The 14,353-nt window shown below is 60.2% G+C and carries 16 protein-coding genes and 2 pseudogenes; 10 read left to right on the top strand and 8 right to left on the bottom strand.

The genetic code is table 11. The features are described from left to right. Window positions 1–76: 76 nt before the first annotated feature. A pseudogene (locus NKJ17_RS17380) lies at window positions 77–753 on the bottom strand (LysR family transcriptional regulator); the annotation flags it as partial. Between the two features lie 82 nt (window positions 754–835). Here NKJ17_RS17380 and hglS point away from each other — a divergent pair. The 3 genes from hglS (at window position 836) to NKJ17_RS17365 (ending at window position 2,962) form a co-directional block, all read left to right on the top strand. After that, entirely contained in the window at window positions 836–2,257 is a 1,422-nt protein-coding gene (gene hglS, locus NKJ17_RS17375; protein ID WP_352689558.1) for a 2-oxoadipate dioxygenase/decarboxylase HglS, read from the top strand. Window positions 2,258–2,369: 112 nt separating this feature from the next. Beyond that, complete coding sequence (locus tag NKJ17_RS17370; protein ID WP_502906555.1) at window positions 2,370–2,606, top strand: FAD-binding protein; 237 nt, start codon at window positions 2,370–2,372, stop codon at window positions 2,604–2,606. Continuing rightward, entirely contained in the window at window positions 2,579–2,962 is a 384-nt protein-coding gene (locus NKJ17_RS17365) for a helix-turn-helix domain-containing protein (RefSeq protein WP_352689557.1), read from the top strand. The genes NKJ17_RS17370 and NKJ17_RS17365 overlap by 28 nt, the downstream gene beginning before the upstream one ends. Before the next feature lie 123 nt (window positions 2,963–3,085). Here the strand turns inward: NKJ17_RS17365 and pmtA are convergent. Then, window positions 3,086–3,681: pseudogene (gene pmtA / locus NKJ17_RS17360) on the bottom strand (phospholipid N-methyltransferase PmtA). A gap of 296 nt (window positions 3,682–3,977) precedes the next feature. On the opposite strand from pmtA, the gene groES reads away from it, so the two are divergent. The 3 genes from groES (at window position 3,978) to NKJ17_RS17345 (ending at window position 6,462) form a co-directional block, all read left to right on the top strand. Further along, window positions 3,978–4,274, top strand: a complete 297-nt coding sequence (gene groES / locus NKJ17_RS17355) for a co-chaperone GroES (protein ID WP_006203049.1) — start codon at window positions 3,978–3,980, stop codon at window positions 4,272–4,274. Between the two features lie 62 nt (window positions 4,275–4,336). Then, window positions 4,337–5,992 carry a chaperonin GroEL gene (groL, locus tag NKJ17_RS17350; RefSeq protein WP_352689556.1) on the top strand — a complete coding sequence of 552 codons (1,656 nt, stop codon included), beginning with the start codon at window positions 4,337–4,339 and terminating at the stop codon, window positions 5,990–5,992. 119 nt (window positions 5,993–6,111) lie between these two features. Further along, complete coding sequence (locus NKJ17_RS17345) at window positions 6,112–6,462, top strand: hypothetical protein (RefSeq protein ID WP_352689555.1); 351 nt, start codon at window positions 6,112–6,114, stop codon at window positions 6,460–6,462. A gap of 173 nt (window positions 6,463–6,635) precedes the next feature. On the opposite strand, the gene NKJ17_RS17340 is transcribed toward NKJ17_RS17345, so the two are convergent. Then, the gene (locus NKJ17_RS17340; protein ID WP_352689554.1) at window positions 6,636–7,373 is read right to left on the bottom strand and encodes a helix-turn-helix transcriptional regulator; all 738 of its coding nucleotides are present in this window, start codon (window positions 7,371–7,373) and stop codon (window positions 6,636–6,638) included. Window positions 7,374–8,126: 753 nt separating this feature from the next. After that, window positions 8,127–8,486, bottom strand: a complete 360-nt coding sequence (locus NKJ17_RS17335) for a hypothetical protein (RefSeq protein WP_352689553.1) — start codon at window positions 8,484–8,486, stop codon at window positions 8,127–8,129. 253 nt (window positions 8,487–8,739) lie between these two features. Here NKJ17_RS17335 and NKJ17_RS17330 point away from each other — a divergent pair, with 253 nt between their 5' ends. Further along, window positions 8,740–9,108 carry a hypothetical protein gene (locus NKJ17_RS17330; protein ID WP_352689552.1) on the top strand — a complete coding sequence of 123 codons (369 nt, stop codon included), beginning with the start codon at window positions 8,740–8,742 and terminating at the stop codon, window positions 9,106–9,108. A gap of 523 nt (window positions 9,109–9,631) precedes the next feature. Here the strand turns inward: NKJ17_RS17330 and NKJ17_RS17325 are convergent. Then, the gene (locus NKJ17_RS17325; RefSeq protein WP_352689551.1) at window positions 9,632–9,910 is read right to left on the bottom strand and encodes a hypothetical protein; all 279 of its coding nucleotides are present in this window, start codon (window positions 9,908–9,910) and stop codon (window positions 9,632–9,634) included. Then, on the bottom strand, window positions 9,907–10,977 hold the full coding sequence (locus tag NKJ17_RS17320) for an acyltransferase family protein (RefSeq protein ID WP_352689550.1): 1,071 nt from the start codon (window positions 10,975–10,977) through the stop codon (window positions 9,907–9,909). The genes NKJ17_RS17325 and NKJ17_RS17320 overlap by 4 nt, the downstream gene beginning before the upstream one ends. Before the next feature lie 208 nt (window positions 10,978–11,185). Here NKJ17_RS17320 and NKJ17_RS17315 point away from each other — a divergent pair, with 208 nt between their 5' ends. From NKJ17_RS17315 to NKJ17_RS17305, 3 genes are read left to right on the top strand one after another with little or no spacing between them, the layout of a single operon-like run. Further along, window positions 11,186–11,635, top strand: coding sequence for a hypothetical protein (locus tag NKJ17_RS17315; protein ID WP_352689549.1), 450 nt, complete (start codon window positions 11,186–11,188; stop codon window positions 11,633–11,635). A 59-nt stretch (window positions 11,636–11,694) separates the two neighbouring features. Further along, window positions 11,695–12,204: a hypothetical protein gene (locus tag NKJ17_RS17310; RefSeq protein ID WP_352689548.1), complete on the top strand. Its 510-nt coding sequence runs from the start codon at window positions 11,695–11,697 to the stop codon at window positions 12,202–12,204. Window position 12,205: 1 nt separating this feature from the next. Continuing rightward, window positions 12,206–12,904: a transglycosylase SLT domain-containing protein gene (locus tag NKJ17_RS17305; protein ID WP_352689547.1), complete on the top strand. Its 699-nt coding sequence runs from the start codon at window positions 12,206–12,208 to the stop codon at window positions 12,902–12,904. A 42-nt stretch (window positions 12,905–12,946) separates the two neighbouring features. Here the strand turns inward: NKJ17_RS17305 and NKJ17_RS17300 are convergent, their stop codons facing one another. Together NKJ17_RS17300 and NKJ17_RS17295 are read right to left on the bottom strand one after the other, a co-directional pair. Continuing rightward, a complete protein-coding gene (locus tag NKJ17_RS17300) occupies window positions 12,947–13,279 on the bottom strand; it encodes a hypothetical protein (RefSeq protein WP_352689546.1) in 333 nt (110 codons plus the stop codon). Window positions 13,280–13,422: 143 nt separating this feature from the next. After that, window positions 13,423–13,875, bottom strand: coding sequence for a helix-turn-helix domain-containing protein (locus NKJ17_RS17295; RefSeq protein ID WP_352689545.1), 453 nt, complete (start codon window positions 13,873–13,875; stop codon window positions 13,423–13,425). Window positions 13,876–14,353: the final 478 nt, after the last annotated feature.

Genomic DNA, 14,353 nt, shown 5'->3' with positions numbered 1-14,353 from the left:
CAAATCGGAATGCCGGCCGGAATGAAATCGGAATGACTGGCCGGCTTCAAATTGGAATCAGTGGCCGGCTTCAGTGGAATACGCAAATTCGGTGCCCTCTGTAGGCGGTCTCGCCGGGTAGCCCGGCCAACGCCATTGCGACCAGAGCCTCGGGCGCGTTGCCAGATGCAGCAGCGGCTCGTTGAGAAAACCGGCCGGCGTCAGGTTAGGTCCTGACGCCAGCAGCGCACCGCCGACCACCGGCAGGATCGACTCGCTGCATAGATAGGTGCAGGTGGCGCGCGCCCAAACCGGCTGTCCGTAGTGGATGGCGACTTCGAAATTCTCTTCATCGAAATCGAACGGCGCCGAGCGCGCGCCAACATTGAGGATCACGCCCGGGTGCTGGCGCAGGAAATCAGGCAAGCGCGGACTAAGCCAGCGGCTGCCGAATGTCGGCAAAGTGGCGATGCTCAGGCTTGACCTGGCGTCGGCGGAGGACATTGTCCGCAGCATCGTTTCCTCGGCTTGCTGCAGCAACTTTCGTGCCTCCGGCAGGAAGCGCCGCCCGTCCTCGGAAAGCACCACGCGCTGTCGGATGCGTTCGAACAGCAACGCGCCGAGATAGACTTCCAGATCCTTGACCTGACGGCTGACGGCGCTCTGGGTGAGGTTGAGCTCCCTGCCGGCACGCGTGAAGCTCACGTGTCTTGCCGCGCATTCGAACGCCTGGATTGCAACCAGGTCTGGCATCAACTTTCTGCTCAATATCATGCGTATCTCGCATCAACCTAGTCGACATCGTCGCGAGATATGCCGGACGGACTCCGATATCACTCTTTTCCGGAATGATCTCATGTTTTCTCAGAAGCGAGACCGCACCGTGCAAAATGCTGCTTTCGTTGCATCCGATGACATTCGCTCCGCCTTTTCGGCGGCGATGTCAGGCATGTACCGGGTCGAAGTTCCCGCCTACGGCACGCTGATGGAACTGGTCGCCGGGGTGAATGCCGGAGTGCTGGATGCCACGCCAGTACTGCGCCAGCAGCTCGAGGCCACGGATTCGCTTGACCGTTTAGCGGAAGAGCGGCACGGCGCGATCCGCCTGGGAACGCCGGCCGAACTCTCGATGATGCGGCGAGTGTTCGCAGTGATGGGCATGCATCCGGTCGGTTACTATGACCTCAGCACGGCGGGCGTGCCGGTCCATTCGACGGCGTTTCGTCCGGTTGGTGCCGAAGCGCTAAGCCGCAATCCATTTCGCGTCTTTACCTCGTTGCTCAGAATCGACCTGATCGGCGACGAGGCTCTGCGAGCGCAAGTGGAGGGCATTCTTGCCGCTCGTCGAATTTTCACGGACATCGCCGTCGAACTCACCGAAAAGGCCGAGACGCAGGGCGGTCTGCATCGACAAGATGCGGATCGGTTTGTCGCTGAAATCCTCGAAACCTTCCGCTGGCACAATCAGGCGTGCGTTGGCATGGAGATGTATCACAGGCTGCACCAGCAACATCGGCTGGTCGCCGACGTGGTTTCCTTCAAGGGCCCGCATATCAACCACCTGACGCCGCGCACGCTCGACATCGACGCGGTGCAGACGGGCATGCCGTCGCGCGGCATCGAGCCCAAGGCGATCGTCGAGGGTCCACCCACCCGCCAATGCCCGATCCTGCTCAGGCAGCATCGTTCAAGGCACTGGACGAACCGGTCTCGTTCAGGCAGCGGCGGCTGGACGGCTTGCTCGCACACGGCGCGTTTCGGCGAGATCGAGCAGCGTGGCGTGGCGCTGACTCCCAAGGGCAGGGCGCTCTACGACAGCCTGCTGGATGCCACGCGCAAAATCATCAGGCCGGCGGCCGACGGGTCAAATGCCGCTGATTACGTCGAGGCGTTGTCGCGGACATTCCAGTCGTTTCCCGACACATGGGATGATATCCGCATTGCTGGTCTTGGCTATTTCACCTATTCGCTGACCGAGCGAGGGCGTCAGGTCGGCAGCGTCCATGCAGAAGGTGTCGATCAGCTGGTGGCGGATGGCTTTGTCCGTTTCGACCCGATCGTCTACGAGGATTCCCTGCCCGTCAGCGCGGCCGGTAGTTTCCAGTCCAATCTGGGCGATGAAGCGGGCCAGGATTTCGTCGCCAGTCCCAACCAGAAGCGCTTCGAGGCCGCCCTCGGCGCCGGCGTCCTCGATGAATTCGAGCACTATGCGGCGATCGAGCGGGCGTCGATCGACGACTGCCGACGCGCTCTGCGCGAAGTTCAGGCAGCGGAGTAGACAGTCGGCATGATCGGCGAGCGGCACAAGACAGCTTTTGTCGAAATCCTCGGCGCGGACGGGGTTGTCCAGGATTCCGGCAGCCTGGCAGCCTACGAGAATGGCGCGCGCTATGACCGGGGTAGCGCGCATGCGTGCTGCGCCCTCGCAGCACTGCGGAGGTATCGCGCTCATCCCGCAGTCCGGCAACACCGGCCTGGTCTCCGGCTCGACGCCGGACACCAGTGGAGCGCAGGTCGTGCTCAGCCTCGACCGGATGACACGCATTTTCGATCTCGATATCGACAACCGTTCGGTCCATGTCGACGCTGGAACCAGACTGTGCGTCAGAAAAATAATGTCACATTGACGACGCTGCAGATCATGGCAAAAGGCTTGCAAGTGTCTTTTGCAGAACTGCTCGCCGGCGGTAAGAAAGCTCCGGAATGGGCGCATCGGTTGGACGACAATGCGATCCGCAAGCGGTTGGCGCGGATCATCGATTTTGAGCGACAACGACGTACTTTGCACCGTTATGAGATGGCCGAACTCATCGGCGTGGCGGAGGCGACATTCACGAAACTGGAACGCGCGAGCGGCAACATCAGCGTGGATACGATTGCCGCGATCGCCAAGGCGTTGAAACTGAACCCAGCGACCTTCCTCTTTTCCGAAAAGATCCCGCCAACCACTGTTCTAGCTTTTTTCGACAAAGTGGAGAAGTAGGCTTCTATTCGAGAGCCGATCCAGCATAGACCCAGCAAACATGAAAGCGCACTGATGGCAATTTCACACGGGGCCTGATTGCATACACCTCAGCGCAGTCGGCCCTTCGGGTGCCGGATTTGGCTAGACTGCTCGTCGATAGGTCCAGAGCTGCGCCGGCGGTATGTTGCGGACGACGAAGTCATAGTGGGAAACCACGTAGCGGTCGGGCATCTTGATCACCGGCGACAGAGGCCCATAGGTAATTTGAATTACCGGCCGACCGGCAGGAATGCGGGCAAGCAAATCCTCAACCAGGGCAACGCGCTGTTCCATAGGAAAGCTCAGCAGCGGAACTGCACTGACGACACAATCGAACTGTTCACCTTTGCGCTCACCCAGAACTTCATTCAGCGCAAATGCGTTGCCCAATCTGAAGTCCACGCCCGGGAAGCGTTGCACCAGGCCGTTGTAGAAATTTCTGGAGTATTCGACCGACACCAACTGAGCGGTTTAATGCCCCTCTCCAGGATTGCCTTGGTGATGACGCCGGTTCCCGCGCCAAGCTCCAGGACCGGCATCCCGGACCGCGGGTTGGCCACGCTTGCCATCCGGCGCGCCGCATAAATCGAAGTGGGGATAAGAGCCCCCACGCCCTTCTTGTCCTTCTGCCAGCCTTTGAAGAATTGCACCTCTTCATCAAACCTCTTGCCGAGCAACTCCTTCAGTCGGAAAACCATGCTCTCTCCGTGCTCCGGCCATTTAGCGAAGCGCGTTGTGGCCAAGCTCTGCGAATTTTGCAAGCCCGTTACAACTTGCTTGCGTGTTAAGGCCCGTCACAGGCAGTCACGAACAGCGAGGGGGTCTTGCGCTCGCAGGGCCACGCAATTTTTGCTCTTCGCCCGCCCCTCTTCCGTCTTGACTAGCATGAGCTTACAGACTATCTCACCGCCACGTTAGCACTCGCCACTGTCGAGTGCTAACGACGCTCCGGCAACGGGCAACCATTCAATCTCCGCATCAGGGACATCCAAAAATGGCAAAGTCGAAGTTCCGCCCGCTTCATGACCGCGTGGTCGTTCGCCGGGTCGAATCCGAATCCAAGACCGCTGGCGGGATCATCATCCCCGACACGGCAAAGGAAAAGCCGCAGGAAGGCGAGATCATCGCTGTCGGCTCCGGCGCTCGTGACGAAGCTGGCAAGCTGGTCCCGCTGGACGTCAAGGCCGGCGACCGCATCCTGTTCGGCAAGTGGTCGGGCACCGAAGTCAAGCTCAATGGCGAAGACCTTCTGATCATGAAGGAATCCGACATCATGGGCATCATCGGCTGATATCAGGCCTTTCCGTCAACTGAATTCCCGGGCTCAATCCAAGCCCTTGCCAGGAGTTAAAAATGGCTGCCAAAGACGTAAAATTCTCCCGTGATGCCCGTGAGCGCATGCTGCGCGGCGTCAACATCCTCGCCGACGCGGTGAAGATCACGCTTGGCCCCAAGGGCCGCAACGTCGTCATCGACAAGTCGTTCGGCGCCCCGCGGATCACCAAGGACGGCGTCACCGTCGCCAAGGAAATCGAGCTTGAAGACAAGTTCGAGAACATGGGCGCGCAGATGGTCCGCGAGGTTGCTTCGAAGACCAACGACATCGCCGGCGACGGCACCACGACCGCGACCGTTCTGGCGCAGTCGATCGTCCAGGAAGGCCACAAGGCGGTTGCCGCCGGCATGAACCCGATGGACCTGAAGCGCGGTATCGATCTGGCCGTCACCGAAGTTGTCGCGGCGCTCGGCAAGGCTGCCAAGAAGATCAAGACCTCCGAGGAAGTTGCCCAGGTCGGCACGATTGCCGGCAATGGCGACGAGTCCGTCGGCAAGATGATCGCCGAAGCGATGCAGAAGGTCGGCAACGAAGGCGTCATCACGGTTGAAGAAGCCAAGACCGCCGAGACCGAGCTGGAAGTCGTCGAAGGCATGCAGTTCGATCGCGGCTACCTTTCGCCCTACTTCGTCACCAACGCCGACAAGATGGTTGCCGATCTGGAAGACGTCTACATCCTCCTCCACGAGAAGAAGCTTTCCAACCTGCAGGCCATGTTGCCGGTCCTCGAAGCCGTCGTGCAGACCTCGAAGCCGCTGCTCATCATCTCCGAAGACGTCGAAGGCGAGGCTCTGGCCACGCTGGTCGTCAACAAGCTGCGTGGCGGCCTGAAGATCGCCGCCGTCAAGGCGCCGGGCTTCGGTGATCGCCGCAAGGCCATGCTGGAAGACATCGCCATCCTCACCGGTGGCCAGGTCATTTCCGAAGACCTCGGCATCAAGCTCGAGAACGTCACGCTGGCCATGCTCGGCCGCGCCAAGAAGGTGTCGATCTCCAAGGAGAACACCACCATCGTCGACGGCGCCGGCAAGAAGGCCGAGATCCAGGGCCGCGTTGCCCAGATCAAGCAGCAGATCGAAGAGACCACTTCGGACTACGACAAGGAGAAGCTGCAGGAACGTCTGGCGAAGCTCGCCGGCGGCGTTGCGGTGATCCGCGTCGGCGGCGCGACGGAAGTCGAAGTCAAGGAAAAGAAGGACCGCGTCGATGACGCCCTCAACGCGACCCGCGCGGCCGTCGAAGAAGGCATCGTTGCTGGTGGTGGCGTTGCGCTGCTGCGCGCTTCGGCCAACATCAAGGCCACCGGCGTCAATGCCGACCAGGCCGCCGGCATCAACATCGTGCGTCGTGCGCTGCAGGCTCCGGCCCGCCAGATCGCGGCCAACGCCGGTGCGGAAGCATCGATCGTTGCCGGCAAGATCCTCGAGAACAAGGGCGCGACCTTCGGTTACAACGCCCAGACCGGCGAGTATGGCGACATGATCGCCATGGGTATCGTCGATCCGGTCAAGGTCGTGCGCACGGCTCTCCAGGACGCGGCTTCGGTCGCCGGCCTGCTCGTCACCACCGAAGCCATGATCGCGGAGGCTCCGAAGAAGGAGTCGGCTGGCGGCGGCATGCCTGGCGGCATGGGCGGCGGCGGCATGGGCGGCATGGGTGGCATGGGCTTTTAAAGGTCCACGCATCTCGACAATTTCGAAAGGGCGGCAAGCAATGCCGCCCTTTCTTCGTGCCCTTGCGCCGGTTGTCGGCGACCCGCAAGCCGGGGTATACGCCCGCCAAGGGTATGCTTATGTTTGAACGGATACTGCCTTTTTTCCTGGGGCTGGCCTTACTGTCGGGCAGCGGCTGCGCGCACAGCGATGATGGTACGGTGATTATTCCGAGATCGCTTGATGCCAGGCGATTCTTTGACAAAGAGCCGCCACGCCTGCAGCAGCCGCGGATCGAAGCCAGCGTGTTTCCGGTTGCGCCACAGGAGCCGGAGCGGCTCGAACCGCGCCGGACGGCACGTCGCAAGACATCAAAGAGAGTCGTTTGGCGGGCCGCAAGTCCGCCGCTCTCCTCTTCCGAGCCACACAAGCCGCTTGTCTGCAAGAACATCAGCGAGCCCGGCAAGCGGTACCGTGTGGTTTGCGAATAAGGCACTTGGTTTGGCCAGCATTCTACCCTCAGAGCGTCGCGGTGCCTTTCCGGATCAGATTGTCCAGAGCGACGCCTCCCTTCTTTCCCCATGATCCAGTCGTTCTAGCATTCCCAGCTTCACGAAACGGAACGAGTTTTGCCGGCGCTTCCCGCGAAGCGCTTGGCTGCCGATCAGAACAGTCTTTGAAAGAAAAGGCCGCGCTCTGCCGCGATCGCAACCGCATGGGCCAAGCTTTTGGCACCAAGCTTGGCCCGTGCCAGATCAAGATGAAATCGGACCGTGCGAGGGGATAGCGACAGTATCTCTGCGGTCCGTTTGACCTTCTCTCCCCTCGCGTACCATTTCAGGCATTCGATCTCTCTATCGGAGCAGACCGTCGGATGGCGTGGCCTTCCTTGGATTCGACCGATAGCATTGTGAAATTCACCGGCGAGATGCTGGAAGTCGCGAACCTCGGATTTGAGAAACGTCTGCCACGCCGCTGCGTTCTCGTTGCTCGTCACGGTCAGAATGCCGCGGTCGCCGTCGACACCCCTAACCGGGAACGTGACGCCATGCTTCCCGACACCATGTTCCCTCGCTTCACCGAAGAACGTGCGCACGGGCTTGTCCGATAGATCGATCTCCTTCCAATCAACCAATTTCACAGCACGCAGCCCATAGCGAAGCACGGGATCGATGTCGAAAAAATCCTTCTCGATGTAGCGTTTCACCCAGTCAGGCGAATAGGTGGTCACATAGAACGGCTTATTCGGTTCCTCGTAAACCGGCCCGACGGTAAGAAAGGCCGCCGTCTCAAGACCGTAACTTTCGACAATTGTGTTCAGAAGGTCCGCCGCGTCCGCAGGAGAGGCAACTGCGTGAATACGCTCCGTCACGTCGTGAAAATTTGAGTCAAATCTCGCCATATCCAGCTTACCTCCTTGCTATCGACGCGCCTCTCCAAGCCATTCGCGCGGCTATCTCCTCGCTGGATTCCAGCGTCTCACGACCTGTCAAAAGTGACAGGCAAAACCGCCAGTATACATAGGTTGCAACCCGCATTATTCCAGATTGGATGACCACAACCCGGCGTGGAGGAAACGCCTTGGATACGATTTTACTTTCGTCAAACGATGTGGCTCGGCAGACTAACTCCACGCGTGGCAAGCGCCGTGCATCACATCAGCGTTCCGCAACGGACGACCACGAAATTTGCCGTCTCTGCTCGGAGCTAAAACAATTAGACGCTGATCGGGAGGCTCTTTTTGCTTTCTTCCCCCCGCCTGCGCCGGGCAACCCTGCGCAGAGCAGGCAGTTTTTCACAAAGCTGAACTCGATTACGGCTCGCTATTTAGCGCTCGAACAGCGGCTTCGAAAGGCTCGCAGCGATATCAGGCAAGGCCGGCCACGAAGCCGCTGAGTTCGTCCAGCGGATGCCGCTGCGACCGCCACGGCAAGCGCGCATTCAGAGTATCGATTGCCTGATGGCCCCGCGTCAACTCGACACCGAGGCCCTGCCCGGCCCATCGGGGGCGGATCCGGATACGAGCACCCTCCTCCCCTCGCGGGATATGAGTCAGAGACACTTGCACAGCGATTAGCAAGATAGTTTACTGACTCAATGAATCTGAAGAGGAGTGACCCATGGGGAACCAGCAATCAACTTTTGCTTCGTGCACCTATCGCGGCGTCGACGGCTGCGACCTGGGCCAGACCGCGACGCTGGGAAAGCAGGCGTTACCTTGTGGCGTTGTCGCCATGGCATGGCTCGTACCCGCCACCTTGAAAAAATGGCTTGTCTGCTTACCGGTCCGGAAAGACGCAGCTGTCATCGTCGCGCGTTGTGCAACCAGCGAAATGGCCGCCGTCGCCGGCGAAAGGCGGAAAGCAGGGTAGCCGTCACCCTCCCCGATGAACTCGATCGTCGCATCCCCCTCTACGCCCAGATCGAGCGTCAGGCTCGCAAAACCCATCGCGGCATTTGGGCCAGCACCTTCCAGATGCCTTGGCTTCACCGGAATTCTCACCTGCAAACCCATGACCCCCGAGCACGATATGCGTTCTTTTCGTCACATCCTCCACCTCGTCGCATCCGCGGCCTTGCTCGCCGGTTGCGCCGAGCGAGCGCCGGACGCTTCACATTCGGCCGGCCCCGTTTCGGCTACGGACTCCTATTGGAAGCCTGATCGGGTCAGGCGCAGCCGGCAAGAATATGCGCCAGACTGGGGGCGCTTCCCGCCGGTCATTACCCGGCGAGCCGGCTACCCAACCGAAGCTCAGGCGAATAACGCCTTGCGCCGCTCGCATTGGAACTCCGTGCCTGTGCGCACGCTCATCACCAAGGAAGGCATCAAGACGATCTCCGTCCCCGCGGAAGCCCCGGACACGATCGCTGCAGGCGTTCGCGTCTTTGCCTGCCGGCCAGGAGCGCTCAACGGCTATACTGGCCGCGTGCAATTTTACGACGGCCCCGTCGTCGCCTGCGCTTCCGACCTCCTGTCTGCCGATGGTCGCGTGCTCGCCCGAGTACCCCTCAATTTCTACTACTGGCAAAAGGCTTGGCGCGTCCAAGACCCGAGGCCGTCCTACAAGTCTGTCCCGTGGGCCTATCAGGAACCCTCGCCGCCCAAGAGCAAGGGCTGGTTCGGCGACCGCTACTAAGCGGCGGCCGTCACACTGCCGCGTGTCGGCTGGCCAGATGCGGACAGAAGCCGACGGCCAAACCAACGGCGCCGGCGTCGGCAAGATTGTCCGCGGGCGTATGAGAGGTACGCGGCGAGCGGCTTTTACGACGCTCCGGATGTGTCGTCACGCAGCGTGCCAATTCCCCCCCGCGTCTCTTCGTGCAGATCCCAGTTCGAAGATTGCGACGACCGTCCTCGGCGATTTCGAGCGTATTGCGTGTGGTCGCGCCAGCAGTCATGGCGACCTTCACGCATGGAGGCCGCATCGCTCACCTCCGGCCGAAAAATCATGCTTCCCTATGCGAGACCGATCAGTCGTTCGGCCAAAGCGTTTCGCAAGGCTTTAGTTCAATCTCTTTCCTGGCGAAATCAGTGTCAGTGCATGGCATTGCTGAAGGTCGTCCACGAAGATCAAACTGCCGATATCGTGCATTCAGCATTCCGGGGGATCGAGCGGCAGGCCGCACAGCCCACCAATGGTAGCTACTTCGCGGTCGAAGTCATCTACCGGTCAGGTTCTGCTCTTCTGCTGGGAGCTCGCTTCGCACGAACACGTCCAGCACTTGCGCAATATCGACCCCTGACGGCGATCCGTTGCGCACCATACCCCTCGATACCGCCGAGCGCATGGCTCCAATGACACAGCATGCCGCGACGAGCGCTGCCAGGGCATCGCCGTCGGTCTCGGTCAATAGCTGCTCCGCCAGCGCCCTCGCTCCTCGCGGAATTTGATCGACATCTTCACCACCAAGCGACCACTGACGATTTTCTTCCGTCACGGCAACACCTCCCGGACTGTTCGATTTGACCATTGGCGGCCGAGCTGGCGGAGCGGATCTCCGATTGCCACCGTCAGCACATGAGACAGCCCGATCGCGACCGCGATCGAGAGCGTTGCCGTCGCCGGAGCGTCCAGGAATTGGCCAAGCGACCAGTTGAACAGCGCCAGCACCGGCAGATGGATCAGATAGAGGGAATAGGAGATGCCTCCCAAGCGGCGCAGCATCCGCCCCGGCCAGTTCACAGAATCATCCCGCAAGGTCGCCCTTGTCACGATCCACCCGCACATCAGCGCCAGCACGGCAGTCGCCACGCCATGCATCGCCGGCGGCAAGATCGCCAACATGAAGGCCGCGATCGACATCCAGAACGCCGCTTCCATGTTGCCGATCACCCGCACGTGTTCCGCCAGACGGGGCCATGCGCTTGTGCCCATGGTTGCTCCGATCGCCAGCCCGACCGCGATTGCATCGATGCGGAACGTCCAAAGCGTCCCGCCCCAGGGCCGCAGCGTGAACGTCCCGACCACGAGAACGAGTCCAGCCAGCGCGAGGAGCGCCCGCCGCGGTAGCAAGAACACCAGGAGCGGAGCCAGTAGATAAAATTGCATCTCGGCGGCAATCGACCAGAATGGCCCAAACGCAAAGGCGTTCCCGCATCCTGTGGCGCCCCCGAAACAGGGCGCCCAATGCGCATTCGAGATGAAGGCGAATGCCGCCTTCGCGTCTGCAGGCTCAACGCCGCTTCCCGGGATGATCAACCCGATCGAGAGGATGGCGCCGACGCACCAGGCCAGCGGCACGATCCGCATAGCACGCCTGACATAGAAGGCGGAGGCCGCCTCGAGCGCACCGCGCTCGAGGCGCAGGCTTCGCAATGAGCGTTCCACCACCAGGCCGGAAATCACAAAGAACAGGTCGACCCCGACGCTCCACGCCGGCGCAAACAGCAGAGCGGCGACCGTCCCGCCTTCTCCGAAGACCGGCCCGACATGCGACAGCACCACCAGCCCGATCGCCAGGCCTCGCAATTCATCCAGCCCCGATAGGCGGGCTTTTTGTCCCATCCAAATATCACGCTCGACAATCATCACAACATTGATTTAATCATAGGGCACACAAGCGAGGCAAGGAATGCATGCACGCCTGACATTTGTCGCAGTCGCGGCTGCCCTTAGATTGGCGCCCCACGCTTCGGCCCAGCCGCTCACGCATGATCCGAACGCCTGGCGCGCCGTCGCCTATGCCGATCTCGAGCTCCCGAACTCGGAAGCCGTGCCCTACGCCTCCCTATGGGCCGACCGACTGAAGAAGAACAACGACGCCTACGTGGTCAAAGGCGATACACGCTTTGCGGTCGCCAACGCGCCGGCTTCCGAGAGTCACATCGTCGTTCGCAGCCCGACCAAAACCGTCGTCCTCTCGGTCCTGCACACACTCACCGGCTGCTCGCCGATCCGCACCGATCCTGTCGGCAATGCCACGCTGAAACGATGTCCCATGCGCTTGGCGATCTACCAGAACGGCCGATCAACGGTCGCTGACGCAGGCTCCGGGTGTTTCATCGAATATGGCGCGCAACCGAATAACGTCCGCCCCGACCTCGCTCGGAATGGTGCGATGGGTGCATATGATGTTCAAGCCAAAACCATTCGTGCCGGCATCGTATTCCAAGGTGAAATCGCCCAGGAATGCCAATTCCGGGTCCCTGTCCCGCAACCCTAGGGGAAGCCGCGATGCCCGGTGCGTTTCCGGCAACTTCGCTATTCGAAAGGAGCGCAATCATGATCGACATGGAGAACCTGACGTTATTCAGGACACAAGCCTGCCACCGGCCACCACCAACTGATCAAGGCTTCCCTGACGGCGCGCGATGCGCGGCGTTGACCGCGGCTCCTGCCGGCGGCCACGGCGGGATGATGTTCAGGGGATCTGCCATGGCCAGCCCGACTATCTTCGCGACTCTAGCCGTCTTGATCTCGCCGGCAATCGCGCAAGAACTTGATCCGCTCAAGGCTCCGCAGGGATCATATGTAGCGTCCACACACACATGTGCCGACCTCGACCAAGGCGTCGGCGCTCTCGAACTTGCCGAGTTCGACGGCGACGCAATCACCGTCGGCGCAAGCACCTGCAAGATAGCAGGCACTCGTCATGCAGACGATGCGTTCCAAGCCTCATGTACAGAGCGTGGCAGCAGCTCCCCGGTCATCACGCCGATGAAGATTACGCGCCCATCCAGCGACGCGCTCTCCATCAATGGCGCCATCTATAATTTCTGCCCGGGGAAGTAAGATGCTGCGTCCCTTCCCAATACTCCTCTCCGCGCTCCTGGTCGTTGGACAAGCGCCTGTTGCGCAAGCGAATTCCTTCGATCAGGATGCAAGTTCTTGCGATCTCCATGACAAAACAACCTTGCGTTCCCTTTGTACGAACGGTGCGGGTCTGCCGAGCTATCCGTCCACGCAAGAGATGACGGAGCGCAGCCCGAACATCGCCAATATGATTGTAGACGCTGCCAACAAGTATGGCGTTGATCCCAAGCTCGCTCTTGCCGTATCCGCTCACGAAGGCGCGATGTCGGCATGTGCCGGCTCCTTCAGTGGCGTTCTTGGACCGATGCAGCTTACGGGGGCGACCGGCCGGGCCTACGGAATGGATCGGGGCATCTTGTCCGAAAACATTGAAGGCGGCGTAATGACGCTTCGCGATGCCGTCAAATCGTGCGGCGGCACGTCAAGTATTCGCTGCCTCGCCGATCGTTACAACGGCAGCACTGAAAGCCAGCGCCGTAACTGGACGAACGACGTAAACCGCCGCTATGCCGCCCTCAATCCGGCCGGCCAATCCATTCCTCAGGGATGCGGCGCGCAAGCGGTCTGCCAAATGGGACCAGGCGACTTTCCGACGCCCAACGGTGGTGAGACAAAACTCGCTTCATCCGCTCCCGCTCCCGCCGGGAGCGACATCAACGTTGCCCCTGGTCAGGTTTGACGCCGTCTCGCCATTGAGGGCCATGCCGTCGGCGCGCCGCCTTCAATGGGAGAGATTGCGCGACGAGAGCTTTACAAATCCCCGTTTCAGATGGCTTGCCAGCTCCTGGCGCACATCATCAGGCCATTGCTCCATCACGACGCAGTTCACTTCGGCCGCAACCAGCGACCAGTACAGCAGATCCGCGTATCGTCCTTCGAACAAAGCCGCCACGATGAACTGTCCGATCACCAAAGTGATCGTCTCGGGCTTGCCTTTCTTCCGCAGAAATTCCGAAACCTCTTCCACCCATGGTTTCGGGTGGCAATCGACAAACGCCGCCGTTTCCTTATAGAGCGCATTGTCTCCTGCGACTTGCCAGATATTCGCTTGCATCGTGAACCCTTCAGCAAAATGATGCCTTTGCATCGATGCTGGCGGATTTTCTGATGCGAGTCAAAGAAATATACAATAGATTTCTGCCATTCGTAGCAAATGAATCTATGCTGGTAGTTTAGCAGCTTCTACTTTTCTTGTATCTACTGGTTTGCCCTGCGTCCCTTTTTGGCCGGAGGCAGCCGCTTCTTCTCGGAGGCTGCCCCAGCGGGGCTGGCTGCCTCTTTCAAAGAAGGTACACCGCTGAACTCCGTCATCGAGCGCTTCACAGCACGCGTGGCCTCGATATGCCGCGCAATCTCGTTGAAGTTGAAGCCGAACGTCTCGATGTCCCGCTTGACGCTGTCGTCGTCACCAGTCCGACCAATGAGCGCCCACACCGGAACCTTCAGGTGCCGTGCCAGCCGCTCCAGGGTGACGAACGTCGGGTTCCCCTTCCCCGTCCGCAACTGGTAGAGCGTGCCGCGCGATAGCCCCGTAGCGTCGGCAAAACTCGCATAGTCCGGGTACTCGTTCTCGATTTGGCGAAGTCGCAGCGCGAGTAGGATCGAAAGCCAACCATCGCTGTCTTCTGTCTTGTTTTTGAATATCGGCACAGCTGCCCCCCTGCTTATCGGTCGGAATATGACGGCCATTTTTTGCAGAATGTCTAGTGCTCAGGGCTTGTAGCCGAAACGATAACTCATTGCCCTATTAAAGTGTCTCGGCATATCCTCCCATACTCCCGCAAAGTGACGGCGTACAGCTTTTGACCCGTCAAATCGTTCCAGATGCACGATAGCATTTGACCATCTGCATGCCCTATTGAAATGAATAATTAAATGAATCCGGTTTGGATCTCGTGGTCCCCTTACTAATGAATTTGTCGTGTGCCACCCAATCGGGAGGGACAGCCCTGATCTCTGCCCTTGCGGCAGGTAGGCCCTGCAATCGTTGCCCGATACCACTTCGAATGACCTGGTCAGGTCGGCCAGAAGCGAGACCTCGACGCCGGTGGTTCTGCCGATTACACTCAAGACGGGGCCGCAGGGCTTGCCCCGGAACCAATCTCTATCCCTGTTCGAGATGGAACGG

Origin of the sequence: Mesorhizobium sp. M0208 (assembly GCF_040322015.1) — a bacterium.
GTDB lineage: Bacteria > Pseudomonadota > Alphaproteobacteria > Rhizobiales > Rhizobiaceae > Mesorhizobium.
Note: the sequence above shows the minus strand (reverse complement) of the source record. Positions and strands in the feature narration are given on the sequence as shown.

What these genes read in the sequence shown, in the direction of transcription:
- hglS (WP_352689558.1), top strand. Translation starts at nt 836, where the DNA reads ATGTTTTCTCAGAAGCGAGACCGCACCGTGCAAAATGCTGCTTTCGTT.
- NKJ17_RS17370 (WP_502906555.1), top strand. Translation starts at nt 2,370, where the DNA reads ATGACCGGGGTAGCGCGCATGCGTGCTGCGCCCTCGCAGCACTGCGGA.
- groES (WP_006203049.1), top strand. Translation starts at nt 3,978, where the DNA reads ATGGCAAAGTCGAAGTTCCGCCCGCTTCATGACCGCGTGGTCGTTCGC.
- groL (WP_352689556.1), top strand. Translation starts at nt 4,337, where the DNA reads ATGGCTGCCAAAGACGTAAAATTCTCCCGTGATGCCCGTGAGCGCATG.
- NKJ17_RS17345 (WP_352689555.1), top strand. Translation starts at nt 6,112, where the DNA reads ATGTTTGAACGGATACTGCCTTTTTTCCTGGGGCTGGCCTTACTGTCG.
- NKJ17_RS17340 (WP_352689554.1), bottom strand. Translation starts at nt 7,373, where the DNA reads ATGGCGAGATTTGACTCAAATTTTCACGACGTGACGGAGCGTATTCAC.
- NKJ17_RS17335 (WP_352689553.1), bottom strand. Translation starts at nt 8,486, where the DNA reads ATGGGTTTGCAGGTGAGAATTCCGGTGAAGCCAAGGCATCTGGAAGGT.
- NKJ17_RS17320 (WP_352689550.1), bottom strand. Translation starts at nt 10,977, where the DNA reads ATGGGACAAAAAGCCCGCCTATCGGGGCTGGATGAATTGCGAGGCCTG.
- NKJ17_RS17310 (WP_352689548.1), top strand. Translation starts at nt 11,695, where the DNA reads ATGATCGACATGGAGAACCTGACGTTATTCAGGACACAAGCCTGCCAC.
- NKJ17_RS17305 (WP_352689547.1), top strand. Translation starts at nt 12,206, where the DNA reads ATGCTGCGTCCCTTCCCAATACTCCTCTCCGCGCTCCTGGTCGTTGGA.
- NKJ17_RS17300 (WP_352689546.1), bottom strand. Translation starts at nt 13,279, where the DNA reads ATGCAAGCGAATATCTGGCAAGTCGCAGGAGACAATGCGCTCTATAAG.